This window comes from Oleiphilus sp. HI0132 (genome assembly GCF_001635845.1).
This window is the reverse complement of the sequence record NZ_LWGJ01001164.1, coordinates 14,280-30,950: the sequence shown is the minus strand read 5'-3', so window position 1 is coordinate 30,950 and position 16,671 is coordinate 14,280. Positions and strand designations below refer to the sequence as shown.

Here is a 16,671-nt window from a genome sequence, read left to right as displayed (position 1 = left end):
AGTTCATATGTGATGTATATTACTTTACATATAAACTAAATTTAAATGCAAGCGTTTGTTTGTTTTTTATTTTTTCAACAAATTACTTAAGTGTTCTGAATAGCGCTTGTATCCAGCGGTAAAGCGAGTTGAAATTATCTGTTTCTGCCATGGCTTTAGGGGCAACGAGCCAATATGCATACTGGGTTGTCAACGGCATGGTTGATAAGGGAAGTAGCTTTCCATCTCTGATCCTTTGATTGACCATAGGGAGTAATCCAACGACGACTCCTAAGCCTTCTTCAGCAGACCGAATGGCGGAGAAATAAGAGTCGCAAACAATTTTTTGCTTTGGGTTAAAATCTCCAAATGAGCCGCGCCAATCCCGAAGATCATCATATAGCGATATGACAACCTGATTTTCGATCTCCTCCTTTGACATTAATTGGTCACGGGAAAGACCATGTTGGGTCAGGTAGTCCTCGCTACATAGAAGTTTTACGTCAACACCACTGACAAAGCGTGTTGCTAATTCTGGCCAGTCCCCCTTTCCGAAACGTAATGCCGCGTCTGCAGGTTCATCGTCAAAATTAACGTATTCATTGCCTGTCGTGATGCGTAGCTCTACCTCTGGAGCATAGTCTTTGAAGCGTGCGTAATTTGGAATCAGTAGTTCTTGAGCGATGAAAATGGGTGAGCTGATTTGAAGCGTTGGGTGGCAAAATTTTCGTTCGAATTCTCGATAGGAAGTATTGTGGCGCTTAATAATATCTCTTGTTGTCTGGTAGTAAAACTCTCCGGCTGAGGTGAGTCGTAGTTTGCGAGAGCTTCGGTCAAACAACGTTAAACCAAGATATTCTTCCAATACTTTGATTTGCTGACTGACGGCAGGCGGTGAAACACAGAGTTCCACCGCTGCTTTCTTAAAGTTTAAATTTCTGGCCGCGGCTTCAAATACAGGTAGCCACTGAATTGGGGGAGCTTTTTGTTGCATGGAACACCTTAATAGATAAGCTGAAGTTATCCTAAGTTCAAATATACTGAATTGCCAGTGGTAAAAGGTTAGATTAATTTACTTAGCATATAAACTAATTTGTGCGATTTTTTGGAGGTTTCGGTATGAGTGCATCTAATGTGGCAAAGACACTAGAACAGCAAGAGCATGCATTTGATGGTGCAGTTAACCTGAAAGGGGACCCCAATTGCCTGGTTGGGCAAGTCAGTGCAGACTATCAAAATATGGTAGGCCCTTTCGGTGGTGTGACGGCGGCTACGATCCTTCAAGCAGTGTTAGGTCACCCAGAAAGAGAAGGCATGCCGGTATCGCTTACTATTAATTATATGGGGCCGATTGAAGATGATGAGTTGGTGGTCAAACCTGCTCTATTAAGAACTAACCGTTCCAACCAGCATTGGCGTGTAGATTTTTTGCAAGGCGATGTAATGCAGTGTTCTGCTAGTTGTGTTTTTGCTAAGCGAAATGAGACTTGGTCTAATGATGAAGTAAGGATGCCTTATGCACCAGATTTTGAAGTGGTGGATTCACTACCAAAATTTCCGGGCATGCCGAGCTGGGTAGACCAATACGATATGCGCTTTGTTTATGGTGCTCCTTTTCAGCCGCTAGTTAAGGGTAAACAAGCAAACCCCTCCGAGAGCCTCTTGTGGATTTCTGACAAGCCAGCAAGAAAGCTGGACTATGCCTCAGTAACAGCAATCTCTGACTCGTTCTTTCCACGAATTTTTGTTCGAAGACATAAGATCGTCCCAATGGGAACGGTTAGTTTAACGATTAATTTCCATATAACTGAAGATGAATTGTTGGGCTTGGAGGCGACTCATCTGCTTGGTCGCGCTAGCGCTACCAAATTTACTAATGGTTATTTTGAGCAAAGGGCTGAGCTATGGAGCCCTGATGGTACCTTGGTGGCGACAAGTAGCCAGATGGTGTATTACAAAGATTAAGCTAGTCTATATCTCAATAATTACAGCTTTTAAAAAGCAAGAGAGCGATCATGACAAACGTTGATAGTGAGAATACAGAGCTGCATAAAACCGCTTGTATATTATGTTCACGAAACTGTGGCTTGGATGTTACCACCCAGGACGGCAAATTAATTAAGATCAAAGGTGATCCTCAACACCCTATGACTAAGGGCTATATTTGCCAGAAAGCGGCAAGATTAGAGCATTATCAAAATCACGATGATCGTTTGACACATCCTTTAAAAAGGATGCCAGATGGGAGCTTTCAGAAGGTTAGCTGGGATCAGGCCTTAGATGAAATCGCTGAAAAAATGAATGTAACGCGTGATCAGTTTGGCCCCGACTCTTTCGCGATTGTAGGTGGTGGTGGTCAAGGTAATCATCTTGGCGGTGCGTATGCTTCACAACTGCGTTATGCCATGGGTGGGAGTCGCTATACCTATACAGCTTTGGCTCAGGAAAAGACCATGGATTTTTGGGTGAATGGTCGACTGTTTGGTGATCAGCGTGTTCATTGTACTGAGGACGTAGAGCATTCTGACTACGTACTATTTATTGGCTGTAACCCATTTCAGTCACACGGTATACCCAATGCGCGCGATACGCTTAAAGAAATTAAGAAAGACCCGGACCGTACGATGGTGGTTTTTGACCCTAGAAGGTCTGAAACAGCGAAGCAAGCCGATATACATTTTCAGTTAAAGCCAGGTACTGATGCTTATCTGATGTCTGCGATCTTGGCGATTATCGTAAAAGAGGGCCTGCATGATAAAGCCTTCCTCGAGAATCACTGCACTGGCTTTAATAAGCTCGAAGCTGAACTATTAGATATTCCTATTGAAGAGTATGTAGAAAAAGCCGATGTATCCCTTGAGATGACGCAGCAAGTTGCACGAGACTTTGCTAATGCTAAAGCGGGATGCGTAAGAATTGACTTGGGTCTGCAGCAGTCACTGCATTCCACCTTGACGGCATATTTGGAAAAAATGCTGTATATGGTGACCGGCAATTTCGGGAAAACTGGCGGCAATAATCTGCACACTTTATTTGTTCCCTTATTAGGTAATTCGGACGAGCGTCGCCGCGAGTACAAGCTCACGGCTCATCATAAAATGATGCCGATTTCGGGAATGTATCCACCAAACATATTGCCTGATGAAATTGAACATGAGGGCGAAGATCGTTTACGAGCGATTTGGGTGGATAGTAGCAACCCCGCTCGCAGTTACGCTGACTCTAGTGCCTATGAACGCGCTTTTTCTAAGTTAGATTTGTTGGTTGTTGTTGATGTAGCGATGACTGAAACGGCTCGCTTGGCGCACTACGTTCTGCCAGCTGCCTCTCAGTTCGAGAAGTGGGAAGCGACAGGTTTTAACGCGGAGTTTCCTGAGAACTTCTTTCATTTGCGTGCACCGATGTTTGAGCCTTTACCGGGTACCTTACCTGAGCCTGAAATCTATGCGCGCTTGTTAGCGAAAATGGGTAAGATTCCAGAGAATTTCCCTGTATTGGAACGCATCGCTAAATACGAACCTGAGATTAGTGCTCATCAGGGCTTCTTCGCTGCCTTGATGGCGACTTTTAAATTGAACAAGGATTGGGCCCCCTACGCGCCTTCAATTTTGTATCGTACTTTTGGCGCAGCCTTACCGGAGGATGCCGCATCTGCTGCGCTAATTCTTCCTTTAGCGATGGACTATGCTAGAAAACACGAGGCTGCCGTGAGGCGCGCAGGTGTAAAAGGTAATCAATTCACCTTAGGCGTTAATCTATTTCGGCAGATATTCAATAGTCGCTCTGGGTCGATAATTAGTAAACATACCTTTGATGAAATGTGGAAGTTTATTCGTAATAAAGATGGCCGCATTCACCTGGAAATTGATGAAGTGTTCTCGGAATTAAGAGGTCTGAACAATGGTTTGAAATTCGATGATGGCTATCCCTTTATTCTGATGGCTGGGGAAAGGCGCGCCTATAATTCAAACCAAATTTTTAGAAATCCAGCATGGCGTAAAGTTGATAAAGACGGCGCTTTACGTATTCACCCTGACGATGCAGAATCACTAGGTGTTGGCAAAGGGGATAAGCTGCTTTGTAAAACCGCGCAAGGCCAGCTCGAAGTGAGTGTCGAAATCGACGAGGGTGTTCGTCAGGGTATGGTTACCTTGCCTCACGGTTATGGTATGCGCTACAAAGATGGCGAGCCTAATGGCCCTGCTATAAACTTTTTAACAGCAGGTTCCCACTGTGATCCGTTTACTAAAACGCCTTATCATAAGTATGTACCGGCGCATTTAGAGAGAATAGCTTCCTAAGTTGTAGGCAGAGACTTTCACGGCTTGCGGGCGGGCTAGCACGTGGCAGATTCCAGCGAGGGGCGGAAGTCTCTGCCTACGGTCGGTATATATTGGTTTTGTACCCTGCAAGCCAAAAGAAAAAGCAGTTCAATATTATGGGTAGCCTTGTTATCGTAAAGCAAATAACTTGTTTCGATATCCAGGAAGCTCTGTCTTATGCTGAACGAAAATTATCCTTACTATCTTTCGAATAAAGCCGTTTTTGCCAATCAGGACTTGAAGGTCTATGACAAGTACAGTGGTGAATTGGCTTGTTCAGTTGCATTGGCAGAGAAACAGGCGATTGATCAAGCCATAGCAGCCGCTCAGGCAGCAACAAAACCCATGGCAAGTTTGGCGGCATTTGAGCGCCAGGCTGTATTGGATCATTGCGTTAAACGCTTTACTGAACGTTTTGATGAATTAGCCGAAGCGCTTTGTATCGAAGCAGGCAAACCCATCAGGGATGCGCAGGGTGAAGTGACGCGTTTAATTGATACCTTTCGTATTGCGGCAGAAGAGTCCACTCGCATCGCCGGTGAAGTTATTCCCATGGATATTAGCGCTCGCGCCAAGGGTTATTCAGGCATGAGTAAGCGAGTACCGATTGGCCCTTGCTCGTTTATCAGCCCTTTTAATTTCCCTTTGAACTTAGCCGCCCATAAAATTGCACCCGCGATTGCAGCGGGATGCCCATTCATACTCAAACCAGCCAGTTTAACCCCTGTGGGTGCTTTGTTAATTGCCGAGGTGCTTGCAGAAACGAATCTACCTGAAGGCGCATTTTCTGTCTTACCTTGCCATCGGGAAGGTGCCGGATTATTTACAGAAGATGAACGTTTGAAGTTACTAAGCTTTACCGGCTCACCAGATGTGGGCTGGGCCTTGAAAACTAAAGCAGGCAAAAAGAAAGTCGTCCTCGAATTAGGGGGAAATGCTGCTTGTGTCGTGGACCAGGATGCTGACATCGACGACGCCGTAGCGCGAATCGTTTTTGGTGCGTTCTACCAATCGGGGCAAAGTTGCATCGGTGTGCAGCGGGTTTACGTCCATGAAGAAATTTATCCGCTATTTAAAGATAAATTACTAAACGCTACGCGAGCACTGAAAATGGGTGACCCGAAAGATCCTTCAACCTTTATTGGCCCCATGATTTCGGAAGGCGAAGCTAAACGCCTGCAAGACTGGATTGACGAGGCAGTAGAAGCTGGCGCAAAGCTTTTATGCGGTGGCAAAAGGGAAGGTGTCATGATGCAAGCCTCCTTACTAGAAAGTGTTGGGAAAGGACAAAAGCTCCGAGAAGAAGAGGCCTTTGGGCCAGTAGCGATTCTTGAACGTTTTAATGACTTCGACGCGGTGCTGGAAGAAGTTAACGATAGCAAGTTCGGTCTGCAGGCAGGGATATTTACACGGGACTTATACAAGGCGAATAAAGCATGGGATATCCTCGAGGTTGGAGGCGTCATAATCGGCGATGTACCGTCCTGGCGTGTTGACCATATGCCTTATGGCGGAGTGAAAGACAGCGGCCTGGGTCGTGAAGGTATTAAGTATGCAATCGAAGACATGACTGAACAACGTTTACTGGTGATTCGCACGCCATAAATTGGATATATGATGCCCATAGGCAGAGGGTTTCATCCCCCTTGCGAGCCTCGGATGGATCTGCACAGGTTTTGGGCTTCACTTTCGCTTTATCGAACGTCCGGCTTTTTCTTCTAATGGCTTATCTGGCCATCTGTGTTTGGGGTAGCGGCCCTTCATACCCTTAGCGACTTCAAAGTAAGAGCTGTTCCAAAAGTTAGCGAGATCACTGGTGGTCTGGATAGGCCTCCTGGCCGGTGACAGCAATTCAAAACGTAAGGGAACGCGACCTTCAGCCAGGGTCGGAGAGCTTAGCTCGCCAAACACCTCTTGAAGCACAACTGAAACTGTTGGGCCTTGGTCACTGTCGTAGCGAATTGGAACACGTTTCTGACTTGGTGTTTGGTAATGCGTTGGGGCTTCGCTTTCGATGCGCTGCTGATCATTCCAGTCCAGGCAGCTTTTCACTAGCTCAAGAATGTTTACTTTTTTAAGTGCGTTCATACTGCTGACGCTAGATAAATAGGGTAGCAGCCAAGTCTCGATATCGTCGATTAAGCTTTGTTTTGACAAGCTTGGGAAGTTTTCAAGGTGTTGTCCTAGCCAGCTTGCTCGGGCCAGCCAGTCATCGCATTGCTGCGTCCAGTTTAAAACGCTTAAGCCTTGTTTCTTGACCAGCTGAGCCAGGCATTGGGTGAAGGCATCGTTTGGAATATTGCTGATGACTTGGCTATCTATGGTAATCGCGCCAATACGGGTTTGCATAGAGCCCGTTATTTTCTGCGTTTTAGGGTTGATCTCGAAACGTTCTTCTTCGTTGATATGCTCGGACAAGACTTCGAGAGCTGAGGCTTTGTCAATGGCTGCCGCGCTATAAATCCGGCCCTCTTTCTTCTGTGCATCGCAGTCAGCAATGACTAACCAAGGCTCATCAAAGAGTGAATCGTCTTCGTTGAGGTAAGCGCCTTTACCGTTCGCCATCAAATATTTGCCGTCTCCTGCTTGGCGCTGTTTGGCCAGTCGCTCAGGGAAGGCGATGAGTAAGAGTTTGCCAAGGTCTGCAGGGTAGATAGTCGGCTCAATATCTGCTTTCGAAGCGGCTAATTTTGCTAATTGCTTTTGCAGCGACTGAGTGCTTGAGAAGGCTTGCTCGACTCGTGAACGATGGAAGGCGTAGTCTTTAAGGGACTGTGCTTTGTCTCGGCCAAAATCCGACAGCGCGTTGAGACGTCTGGATATGTCGGTATCTCTATTATGGAGAAAGATATCTTGTTCAGAAAGCAGAGCGGCTAAGTTGCAAGCGACACGCTGATCTTCGGGCTTGTCGGTGCTTAACAACATACTTGCAAGGCGCGGGCTAACAGGTAGCTTTGCCGCGAGCTTGCCCAGTCGGGTGACCTGAGCTTGTTGATCCAGCAAACCGAGGTCTTTGAGTACTTGCATCGCGGCATTGTAATGCGCTTCCGGAGGCGCCGTGAGCCAGGGGATGCTCTGGTAGTTGTTATTTCCCCAAAGGCATAATTCTAAGCCGAGCTGAGTTAAGTCACTTATGCAGATTTCTTCGCTTTGAAAGTCACTCAGAGACTGTTGTTTGCTCTCGCTCCATAAGCGAATACAGTGGCCAGCCTGGGTTCTGCCTGCACGGCCCTGACGCTGTTCGGCCGATGCTTTGGATATGTACTTGGTTTCCAGACGACTCATACCGGAGCCAGCGTCATAACGCATTTGACGTTCAAGGCCACTGTCAATGACGCAGCGAATCCCTTCGATGGTCAAGCTGGTTTCGGCGATATTAGTGGCGAAAATAATCTTTCTTCGGCCTTGCTCGTCTTTCTGCAGAGCCTGCTCCTGTTTCTGAAGGCTTAGCCCGCCATAGAGTGGCAGAAGTAGCAGGTCATTGTCGGAATAACGTTCTTGCGCACTGGCTAGGCAGCGCTTAATTTCACCTTGGCCGGGGAGGAAGACCAGAATATCGCCGTGTGCATCATCTTGAAGCGCGCTTCGGATGGCTCTGAGAACTTGCTTATCGAGGTATTCATTAGGACTATTGGCGGCTTGATAGTCAGTAGCTACCGGGAATGTTCGCCCCGGGCATTCTACGATGGGGGCTGCGTTCATATAGTGTGAGAGCATTTGTGTATCGATGGTCGCAGACATGACCAGGAGCATCAAATCATCTCTAAGCGCTTGTTGAACTTCGAGACAAAGCATTAGTGATAAGTCACTATGAATTGAACGTTCGTGAAACTCATCGAAGATCACCAGGCCAATATCAGATAGCTCCGGGTCCTGCTGTAATCGTCGGGTGAGAATACCTTCAGTAACGACTTCGAGAACGGTGTTTTGCGACACATTTCGATCATTCTTGATCTGATAACCTATGCGTTCACCGACTTTCTCCCCAAGCTGTTTCGCGAGGTAGTAAGCAATGGCCTTAACGGCTACACGGCGAGGCTCCAGTAAAAGAATCTTTTTCCCTTGAAGTGCCAAGTCCTTGAGTAAGGCCAAAGGTAAAGCGGTTGATTTTCCCGCACCGGGTTCGGCTTGAAGTACTAATGCCTTATGTTCGCTCAGTTGAGCAATCACTTGAGGAAAAAACTGGGAAATGGGTAACAAAGACAGGGCTCCAGAATGACAGGCTTGCGTCATTTTATAAGATCCTGAGCGCAATAAAAGCCTTTAATTAAGTGAAACAGCAGCTTGTCTGGTTTTGTCAAAACGGGGTTTAGCGACTATATATAGTATCGAGTGAAGAACTATATATATAAAATCGGGTTAACAGCTCTATTTGGAGAATGATAATAATGCTAAAAAGAATTGCCCTATTTGTTACCATATTGATGCTGTTTTCTTCCCAGGGTTTTGCTGGTGGCGATGCACCTTATCCGGCCGACTGGCGTTCCTGGACATCGGTTTCTACCCCCTTGACCAGTATCGGTGCTCTACCAGGCTGTGACGCAGATGTAAGCAGTTTACCGCCTATTTATCAGGGAACGGTTGAGACATATTGCGGTGTTAGGCCAGAAGGCCCTGGTGCCGTTTCGGTATTGGTCGAGCCAAGTAAGACGGAGAGTTACAAGACCAAAGATGGAAAAATGGCCGATGGTGCATCGATGATTCTTCACCTTAAGGAATTAGGTATTCTTCTCGTTACTGGCCACAAAAGTGGTGACGCAGTTTATAGCGTTTTCAAAGAGGATGGAACGGACATTACTGCAGCGGACCCTGCCTCACCCTTGAGTGTAGAGACATGCTCGACTTGTCACTCAGGCTATGAAGCGTTTTGTGTCAAAGGCCAATGTGCTAGTGGGCAATAGCCGTAATGGTTTCTAAGTTATCAAGGACGGGTAAGTGACGATATGAACAAGCTATTCCAGATAGGCAATATTTTACTGCTATCGTTTATGGGTTTCGCTCTAGTGATTGTGTTATCACTTAGCTGGGTGCTCTACAGCAGTATGTACAATGCTGAAAGAGATAAGCTGATTCAGGTTAGTGAAGCTAGCCTAAAACCAATCGTTAATTTAGCAACACGCAGTGTCAATGGTGCCAACAAAATGAAACTGCGTAATAAAGATGCGCAATCTTTGTATGCGTCTTCAGGTTTGCTTTATTTGAAAATAGAAGGGATGTCTAAAGCGAGCCCCGCCTAGGCGTTTGCGAAAGCTCAGCCACCTCGTGCAATGGAATATGAGTACAGGGCTGAAATCGGGGGCGTGCAGCAAGCTTCTATAGACGAACTGCTCGCCAGTACTCATAAGCAATTTATTGATACAGAAGACTATTTATTTTTAAGCAGGTCGCCTCTGGATGAGGTGGAAAACGGAGCGCAAATTACGGCAGTATTTTCTGTGCTTAGTCTAGAAGGGATTCAGCGTCATATCTTGAAGGAAATGGCCTGGCCAGTGTTAGTAGTGACTGTGTTAGCTGCGATCTGCGCCTTACTTATCGGCCGACACATCTCCAAACCGATCTCTGATGCTTCGAGACAAATCAGCCATATTAGTCATACCTTAGATATGGGGCTCCGTGTTGAGTCCAGCTCACCCGTGATAGAAATAAATGGCATGGTACTAACCTTCAATAAATTTCTAGATCAAGTCGAAGGAATCATTAAGCAGTTAACTGAGCTGGTTGATCATATTAGCGAGGCATCAGAGTAATTGAGCTCTTTGACGATTAATACTCAAGATAGAATTAATCAACAGAAAGACCAATCTGAACGCGTTGCGACAGCGATTACACAGATGAGTGTGGCAGTATCTCATGTGACGGATAACGCGCATTCGGCAGCGGAAGCAGCGAAAGAAGCGAACTCCGAGGCCGAATCCGGGTCCCAAGTTGTTAATGTTGCGGTATCGGTGATTGATCAGCTAGCTGAAGGTGTCGAACATACAGCCGAGACCATACAGCGTGTTGAACAGGATACGCACAACATAAGTACCGTGTTAGATTTTATTCGAGGCATCGCTGATCAAACAAACTTACTAGCCTTGAATGCCTCCATCGAGTCGGCTCGTGCAGGAGATAGTGGTCGCGGCTTTGCCGTCGTTGCAGATGAAGTGCGTACCTTGGCGAGTCAGACACAGAAATCGACTGAAGAAATTCAGCACTTGGTTCAGCAGCTACAGGCGGGTACCGAAGGTGCAACTGAGTCAATAGCTTTAGGCCAAGAAATGGCTAAAGACAGCGTGGAAAAAGCTCGAGACGCTGATAATTCCTTGCAAGCAATCACCCGAAGTGCTCACACGATCAGTGATATGAATGCGCAAATAGCGACGAGCGCAGCAGAGCAAGCAGAGGTGACAGAAAGCGTTAGCCGAAGTATTAATGAGATTTCTGAGCTGTCAGAACAAATTGCTACTGACTCCCATAACTTTGCCAATTCCAGTGCACAGCTTGGTGAGCTAGCCGCTCAACTTAAACAGCACATCGAAAAGTTTAAATTGGGATAAATCCAGCGTTGGCAGAGGGTTTCATCCCTCGCTGGATTAACCCTGTGCTTGCCCGCTTGCGAGCCGAGGAAGGCTGTGCATACATCTATGCTGCGAAGTGTTTTTCATCCAGCAGAAGCTAATCGAATAATCTCTGGATAACCCTTTTCCACCAACGCCTCTTCATTACTCTTATAAAATCCACGTAGCTTAAGAATGCGATGCATTTCAGATAGTCGATAGCTGGGAACGGTTGGGAGCAAATGATGTTCGCAGTGATAGTTCACATAATTCGGTGCAAACAGTAAACGCTCCCACCAGTTGGCGATGGTTGTACGTGTCGTGTGGCGAACATCCTCTGAGGCAAGTGCTGGCATGGCGCCGTGCTCGGCGATTTGACGAACTCGAATGATGAAGGGATGAGTAAAAATATAGGCAATCCACCATAAAGCATAGAGGCTGGCATGTCCGCTCGCCGCCAAGATACTAAAAAATATAAGGTGGAAACTGACGACGTGAAGGTAGTTTCTAAGTCCCATTTTCCAGCCAGCATCTGTTCCGATCTTATCGCTGTTTACACCCAAGGAAACGGCATTTCCAGCACGCCCTGGAAGTACATAAAATAACAAAGCTGATGTTGCCTTGAGCCCAGATAAACCAAGAAAGTCACGAATGATCTTGCGCTTAAAGCTATCTTTGCTAACCGGGTATTGAGCAATGTTACCAACATCGGGGTCTTCGTCGGTTCCGGTTTTAGTGTGGTGAGTAAAGTGATAAGGACGGTAGAAGTCGATAGGCACAAGTACCGGAATACCTGCCAACCAATGGCCAACCAGGTCATTCTGCTTTTGGGTGGAAAAGAATGAGCGGTGAGAGCATTCATGCAGAAGTATACCAAGACCGAGTTGCCGTCCTCCTAGAATGAATAAAGCCACTATGACGGTAATGATATTTGGCCAAACAGCAACGATAAAGAAAGCAAAAGCGATGAGTAGCCAGTTGAAGGCAAACATTAGATAAGCCCTTAGGTCAGAAGCAGATTTCAGGTAGCGAATTTGGCCAACCGATAGGTAATCGCTAGCTTTTTGCTTTACCGTTTTTGCTGAATCGCTTACTGAACTCATATCGACCTCGTATTTATTGTGCATCCTATACTTTTCATACTAGCAGCAATAACGGTATTCAATCAATAATATGAATTTGTATTCATTTTATTTGTAGGTGAGTACCAATTTTTTGAATGTGTTGGAACTATCATGTTCTTTTGAAGTCATAACTACATATGCGTATCCCTCATATTGAGGTATAAGAGATAGGAGTTGCCCGCGTGTACGGTTCTAAAGTGCGACGTTTTACAGGCTTGATGGTATGTCTTTTGTTGAGTGTGAATTATATGGCCTCGGTAAATGCTCAAGAACGAAACTTACGTTTTACCAGCTCAGATGAGCCAGGCAGTCTGATTGAGCTTTACACTTCACAAGGTTGTAGCAGTTGCCCTCCAGCTGAACGATGGATCAGTAAGTTCAAGCACGATAAGCGTTTATGGAAGTCACTTTTCCCTTTAGCCTTCCATGTTGATTATTGGGATTACATCGGTTGGAAGGATGAGTTTGCCAAGGCTCAATATGGCAATCGGCAGCGCCTTTATCAGCGTCTAGGTTTAATTAGACAAGTCGCGACTCCGGGATTTATTGTGAGTGGCAAGGGCTGGAATGGGTGGTTTCGGTGTCAACGCTTACCCCAGGCACAGAGGGTAGAGGGTCTAGGTGGTTTACAGATTGATATTGATGGACGCGAGGTGTTAATTCGCTATACCACCAAGATAGAAGCAGAGCAGGATAAGTCGTTCAAGATCAATATAGCCTTACTCGGCTTTGATATGCTCTCAAACATTAATGCTGGTGAAAACCGCGGCAGAAATCTACAGCAAGATTTTGTTGTACTGTCCTTACACCATGAGTTTTTACTCAGCAAGAAAGATACTGCTAGTAGGCAGGAGTTGTGGAGCAGTCGGCTTCGATTGCCGGAAAGTGTTGATCGCCTCGGTGTAGAGATGGCATTGCTAGGCTGGACTACCAAGGGAGGTGAGTTAAATCCATTACAGGTCACAGGAGGGTGGTTGTAATGATAATCATTATCAATTAATGTATTTGTTATTAGTTAGATAAATACCGAGGGAAAGTATATGCCTAAGTTGATAGATGATAACTGGATTGTGATTACTTCACTTGGAATGGCGTTGTTCATGTGTGTACTTGCTCTGGTGTTCCCAATCTCTTATTAAACCTTTCTTGCAGAATTGCAGGGTTAAATCGTCGTGTCGCTTTAACGTTAATAGCTTCGTTTGTCCTACTGATAGAACTGTGTATTTAAGGTTTTAGGTAGCATTAGGGTGATGAGGTAAGCATTAAATAGTATTCAGCGCTTTACAATTAGTGAACCCAATCACTTATGAAAGTACTAGGATCAATATATGGAAGTATTTGCAGACTATCAACTCACGCTACTCATTGTTGGACTGACCGGCTTATTGCTGCTCACCCAAATACTTGTTTCTGACGCAGCATCAATTAAATTGAAACATACACCGGGTTATCCCGTCGAAGCTGATCACGCTAGATTTTTATTTCGAGCCTCTCGTACTTATTCAAATACCAATGAGACGATCGCGGTATTTATCCTGTTTGCTTTGTTTGCTGTTTATAGTGGTGCCGATGCAAGCTATATCGACGCGTTTTCTGTGACCTATTTTGCTGGGCGTGTGATGCATATGTTGTGCTATTACGCGAATATAGCCTTGGCCCGGAGTATTGGTTTTGTTATTAGTCTGATTGGTTTAATTGGTATGTTTGTGACTTCGCTGACGGTTTGATAGGCCCTCATCTGCATTTTAGAGTCTCTTAGTTTGAAGACAGAGCTATCTGACTTAGCGGCGTGTGTATCAGGCTTTAACTTTCTAGTAGAAATCTCGCCCAATCGGGCAGGGTGTTTGCTTTTTTCGTTACTAATCCTTGCGTGATCTGAGCAACGAGATCGAAGGGCTTTAGGTAGTCAGAGTTGTCTAAGAGATAAGCTTTGTCTGCCAGCACTAGCGCTGTTTTTATATTTTGCATGGTGCGAGGTATACGGCTGACGACTTTATCTTCTGGTACTGCGTGACCGCCTTCTTCAATCCTTTGCTGTATTCGTGCTTTGTTAAGTTCGGGGGTTGAAAGATGAACGAAGACGATAATTACTTCGTAACCGTGAGCTTTGGCTTTTCCTACAAAGTCGATTTTGGAGGGATGAGAGAAAACGGTTTCAAAACAGAAACTACGTCCTTCTTCCAAGAGCTCATTCCTGAGCCGCTCAGCGATGGCTGCGGCTTGATAGCTATGCGCTTCAGGCGCATCGGGGAATACTTGGCGAGCGATATTATCGGCGTTAACGAAGGGTAGATCACGAGGTTGTAGCTGCGTTCTATAAAAGGTAGATTTTCCTGCGCCATTTCCTCCGGCGAGCAGCCACAGCTGTTTTGATTCTTTATTCAATTTATACTCTAGATTCTATAAATACGCCATTTTCAAAATAGCCGGTGGTGACATTACCTTGTTGGTCGATTCTTTCAAGCATGCCCTTATCAGTACTTGAGGCCTGAAAGGCATAATTGGTAGTGGTGATGTTTCTCATCAAAGAACCTGAGTCGCGTTGTTGTTCCAGGTTGCTGAATATATCGTCAGCATCAATGTCGACATTATGCGTTTCTTCTACATTGATTTTTGCAAGACCACTGTTTACTTTAATGAGTGTTTCAGGGTCTACGACACCAGAAACCCCGCGGCCTATTTCTGCCCAATATTCTATCTGTTCAGCCACTGAGCGCTTGTTAAGTTCACCACTTAACTTGGCTTGTTTCATAAGTTCACTTTCTAAACGGATAGGGGAATTGGATTTAGCCATCAAAGAATCTCCAAACTGAGGTTGATATCTGGATTGTAGCGGATTGCTACGCTTAAAGCTAATGTTTGTAGTGAATCGCTACAGATTCTTTTAGGCTCGCATGATTTGCTGTACTTAAGGTAAACTCACATTCACTATGACCCGTATTTTTGTATTCTTACTTATGTTTTCATTCTCCCAGATGTCCTCAGGATTTACCTACACCATTGAGCTGACAGAACGAAGCTTGCAAGAAAAGATTGAGGCGATGATGCCCTTAGAAAAGAAACAGTACTTCTTTACTGTTCGCTTGTCCGAGCCAAAAGTGGAGTTAATCAACGTCAGTAATGAAGTTGGCTTTTTTATGCATGTTGATGTCATCGCACCAGGCGGCTTTAAAGGTGGTGGCAGAGGTAAAATCGCCGGTACCCTCCGCTACCAGCAGGATAGCGGGGAATTTTATTTAGACTCACCTCGACTGGTCGACCTTGAGATCGACTTATTGCCAAAACAACTAACACCAAAGATTGCCAAACTGGCTGAGCTAGTGCTGTCTAAAGCTAGCGAGAAGCTTCCTGTCTATCGCTTACGTGACGATGATGCTAAGCACCAATTAGCAAAATCTACTTTGAAGTCTATCAAGGTTAGAGATCATAAACTATTGATTACATTAGGCATGTTTTAAATATGACCTCCGGCTTCTACTGAGCTCCGAATTTTGAGGGGCGAACCCTCTGCCTACGAAAGAGCTAGATGTCATGGCTGACATCTAGCTAACTGTCTGAATAAAAAAGAAAAATAAAATAATTGTGACTATTTCTGCGTTTTGTCCGTCTATATCTCTGTAAATTGGTTTTTTTGTTCTAATTTTTTTCTTCAGAATGGAGAGATATAGGAATTTCACGGTCATAGGTATCTATGTTCGTCCGTATTTGCTTTAGGTTTGTGAAGCAGGGCAGTGATATGACCATTTATTTGTTACTTTCTTAGTGAGGTCAAAAGTATGAATACATCCGTACTTTATTTGCAGGATCTTGTGAATGCTGGTGGCCCAGAGCCTGATCAGTACCCAGCATTAAAACAAGCTTTGGTTGATTTTAATCAGGCAAAGAGCCGAGGAGAATTTAATTACTATGGGCCAGACTATAAAGAAGACTTGATGGGCAAGGCGCTAAGTTTCGATACTATGCAAGGCTTGGCGTATCGAAAACCCAATGGCTATGCTGGCGACTTTGAATTATTAGAACGTATTTACGGTCACTTTCTTACACCCAAGACAGACTTAAGGAACTGGGATCAGTTCTGGAATAGTCAGGCTTTTGTTTCGGCCTTTCAACATAGCCAGCGCTACTTCGTTGACGTAATGGCTGCTGCGGAACAGCATCAGCAAGGTATGAATGTCCTAAATATCGCTTCAGGTTCTTCCCGCTCTATCGCGGATTACTTGGGGCAGTATAAAAGCGACTCGTCTTTTTTATGCATTGATCAGTCCTGGAAGGCTTTAGATTACGCTAGTATCCTGTGTCGTAAGTATAGTGATCAGGTTGGCTTTGCACATGGCGGAGTCCAAGATATTGAAAGCGATGAAAAGTATGACCTGATTTGGTCAGAAGGGTTATTTGATTACTTGAACGATGCCTCGTTTAAGCTAACCTTGGAAAAGCTAATGAGCCATACGCGAAAGGGAAGTGAAATCGTCATTGCTAATTTGAGCACTAATAACGCTAGCCAGCCCTATATGGACTTCCTTGACTGGCATGTAAACCCCAGAAGTGAAGCGCATATGACATACTTGGCGACCTGTTGCGGCCTTAAACGCTCTCAAATGCATGTTGTTCAAGACCCGGCAAAAGTGAATATGTATCTACATATTGCTCTATAAAGGCTATACTCTGCGCTAAATTTAAACTGTTCGGCAGCGGACAGTTCCCTTT

16 protein-coding genes are annotated in these 16,671 nt (G+C 45.2%); 11 read left to right on the top strand and 5 right to left on the bottom strand.

What is annotated here, in order from left to right; translation table 11 throughout:
• Positions 1-82 precede the first annotated feature (82 nt).
• A complete protein-coding gene (locus A3766_RS16380; RefSeq protein ID WP_068514364.1) occupies positions 83-973 on the bottom strand; it encodes a LysR family transcriptional regulator in 891 nt (296 codons plus the stop codon).
• 125 nt (positions 974-1,098) lie between these two features.
• Between A3766_RS16380 and A3766_RS16375 the strand changes: the two genes are divergently transcribed.
• The 3 genes from A3766_RS16375 (at position 1,099) to A3766_RS16365 (ending at position 5,906) form a co-directional block, all read left to right on the top strand.
• Positions 1,099-1,944, top strand: a complete 846-nt coding sequence (locus A3766_RS16375; RefSeq protein WP_068642515.1) for an acyl-CoA thioesterase II — start codon at positions 1,099-1,101, stop codon at positions 1,942-1,944.
• A 50-nt stretch (positions 1,945-1,994) separates the two neighbouring features.
• Complete coding sequence (locus tag A3766_RS16370; RefSeq protein ID WP_068514369.1) at positions 1,995-4,280, top strand: molybdopterin-dependent oxidoreductase; 2,286 nt, start codon at positions 1,995-1,997, stop codon at positions 4,278-4,280.
• 198 nt (positions 4,281-4,478) lie between these two features.
• Positions 4,479-5,906: an aldehyde dehydrogenase family protein gene (locus tag A3766_RS16365; protein ID WP_068514373.1), complete on the top strand. Its 1,428-nt coding sequence runs from the start codon at positions 4,479-4,481 to the stop codon at positions 5,904-5,906.
• 78 nt (positions 5,907-5,984) lie between these two features.
• Here A3766_RS16365 and hrpB read toward each other — a convergent pair whose 3' ends face one another.
• Positions 5,985-8,534 carry an ATP-dependent helicase HrpB gene (hrpB, locus tag A3766_RS16360; RefSeq protein WP_197469692.1) on the bottom strand — a complete coding sequence of 850 codons (2,550 nt, stop codon included), beginning with the start codon at positions 8,532-8,534 and terminating at the stop codon, positions 5,985-5,987.
• Between the two features lie 155 nt (positions 8,535-8,689).
• Between hrpB and A3766_RS16355 the strand changes: the two genes are divergently transcribed.
• From A3766_RS16355 to A3766_RS16340, 4 genes are read left to right on the top strand one after another with little or no spacing between them, the layout of a single operon-like run.
• Positions 8,690-9,202 carry a hypothetical protein gene (locus A3766_RS16355; RefSeq protein WP_068507760.1) on the top strand — a complete coding sequence of 171 codons (513 nt, stop codon included), beginning with the start codon at positions 8,690-8,692 and terminating at the stop codon, positions 9,200-9,202.
• 42 nt (positions 9,203-9,244) lie between these two features.
• Positions 9,245-9,538 carry a hypothetical protein gene (locus A3766_RS16350; protein ID WP_068514376.1) on the top strand — a complete coding sequence of 98 codons (294 nt, stop codon included), beginning with the start codon at positions 9,245-9,247 and terminating at the stop codon, positions 9,536-9,538.
• A gap of 30 nt (positions 9,539-9,568) precedes the next feature.
• Positions 9,569-10,048: a methyl-accepting chemotaxis protein gene (locus tag A3766_RS16345; protein WP_068514378.1), complete on the top strand. Its 480-nt coding sequence runs from the start codon at positions 9,569-9,571 to the stop codon at positions 10,046-10,048.
• Positions 10,049-10,840 carry a methyl-accepting chemotaxis protein gene (locus tag A3766_RS16340; protein ID WP_068514380.1) on the top strand — a complete coding sequence of 264 codons (792 nt, stop codon included), beginning with the start codon at positions 10,049-10,051 and terminating at the stop codon, positions 10,838-10,840. It abuts the gene before it with no gap.
• A 104-nt stretch (positions 10,841-10,944) separates the two neighbouring features.
• Here the strand turns inward: A3766_RS16340 and A3766_RS16335 are convergent, their stop codons facing one another.
• A complete protein-coding gene (locus tag A3766_RS16335; protein ID WP_068553719.1) occupies positions 10,945-11,943 on the bottom strand; it encodes a fatty acid desaturase family protein in 999 nt (332 codons plus the stop codon).
• Between the two features lie 203 nt (positions 11,944-12,146).
• Between A3766_RS16335 and A3766_RS16330 the strand changes: the two genes are divergently transcribed.
• Positions 12,147-12,944 (top strand): DUF1223 domain-containing protein, encoded by a 798-nt coding sequence (locus A3766_RS16330; RefSeq protein ID WP_068553718.1) that lies wholly within the window; start codon positions 12,147-12,149, stop codon positions 12,942-12,944.
• 348 nt (positions 12,945-13,292) lie between these two features.
• Positions 13,293-13,691 carry an MAPEG family protein gene (locus tag A3766_RS16325; RefSeq protein WP_068511332.1) on the top strand — a complete coding sequence of 133 codons (399 nt, stop codon included), beginning with the start codon at positions 13,293-13,295 and terminating at the stop codon, positions 13,689-13,691.
• A 76-nt stretch (positions 13,692-13,767) separates the two neighbouring features.
• Here the strand turns inward: A3766_RS16325 and A3766_RS16320 are convergent, their stop codons facing one another.
• On the bottom strand, positions 13,768-14,349 hold the full coding sequence (locus tag A3766_RS16320) for an AAA family ATPase (protein ID WP_068511330.1): 582 nt from the start codon (positions 14,347-14,349) through the stop codon (positions 13,768-13,770).
• Between the two features lies 1 nt (position 14,350).
• Positions 14,351-14,758: a hypothetical protein gene (locus A3766_RS16315; RefSeq protein WP_068511328.1), complete on the bottom strand. Its 408-nt coding sequence runs from the start codon at positions 14,756-14,758 to the stop codon at positions 14,351-14,353.
• Between the two features lie 136 nt (positions 14,759-14,894).
• Here A3766_RS16315 and A3766_RS16310 point away from each other — a divergent pair, with 136 nt between their 5' ends.
• Entirely contained in the window at positions 14,895-15,422 is a 528-nt protein-coding gene (locus tag A3766_RS16310; protein WP_068553717.1) for a DUF1439 domain-containing protein, read from the top strand.
• A gap of 318 nt (positions 15,423-15,740) precedes the next feature.
• Positions 15,741-16,619, top strand: coding sequence for a class I SAM-dependent methyltransferase (locus A3766_RS16305; RefSeq protein WP_068553716.1), 879 nt, complete (start codon positions 15,741-15,743; stop codon positions 16,617-16,619).
• The last annotated feature ends 52 nt before the right edge of the window (positions 16,620-16,671 follow it).

Bases quoted from the DNA above. Each gene is read 5' to 3' on its own strand.
- A3766_RS16380 (WP_068514364.1), bottom strand. From the start codon at position 973: ATGCAACAAAAAGCTCCCCCAATTCAGTGGCTACCTGTATTTGAAGCC.
- A3766_RS16375 (WP_068642515.1), top strand. From the start codon at position 1,099: ATGAGTGCATCTAATGTGGCAAAGACACTAGAACAGCAAGAGCATGCA.
- A3766_RS16370 (WP_068514369.1), top strand. From the start codon at position 1,995: ATGACAAACGTTGATAGTGAGAATACAGAGCTGCATAAAACCGCTTGT.
- A3766_RS16365 (WP_068514373.1), top strand. From the start codon at position 4,479: ATGCTGAACGAAAATTATCCTTACTATCTTTCGAATAAAGCCGTTTTT.
- hrpB (WP_197469692.1), bottom strand. From the start codon at position 8,534: ATGACGCAAGCCTGTCATTCTGGAGCCCTGTCTTTGTTACCCATTTCC.
- A3766_RS16355 (WP_068507760.1), top strand. From the start codon at position 8,690: ATGCTAAAAAGAATTGCCCTATTTGTTACCATATTGATGCTGTTTTCT.
- A3766_RS16350 (WP_068514376.1), top strand. From the start codon at position 9,245: ATGAACAAGCTATTCCAGATAGGCAATATTTTACTGCTATCGTTTATG.
- A3766_RS16345 (WP_068514378.1), top strand. From the start codon at position 9,569: ATGGAATATGAGTACAGGGCTGAAATCGGGGGCGTGCAGCAAGCTTCT.
- A3766_RS16335 (WP_068553719.1), bottom strand. From the start codon at position 11,943: ATGAGTTCAGTAAGCGATTCAGCAAAAACGGTAAAGCAAAAAGCTAGC.
- A3766_RS16325 (WP_068511332.1), top strand. From the start codon at position 13,293: ATGGAAGTATTTGCAGACTATCAACTCACGCTACTCATTGTTGGACTG.
- A3766_RS16315 (WP_068511328.1), bottom strand. From the start codon at position 14,758: ATGGCTAAATCCAATTCCCCTATCCGTTTAGAAAGTGAACTTATGAAA.
- A3766_RS16310 (WP_068553717.1), top strand. From the start codon at position 14,895: ATGACCCGTATTTTTGTATTCTTACTTATGTTTTCATTCTCCCAGATG.
- A3766_RS16305 (WP_068553716.1), top strand. From the start codon at position 15,741: ATGAATACATCCGTACTTTATTTGCAGGATCTTGTGAATGCTGGTGGC.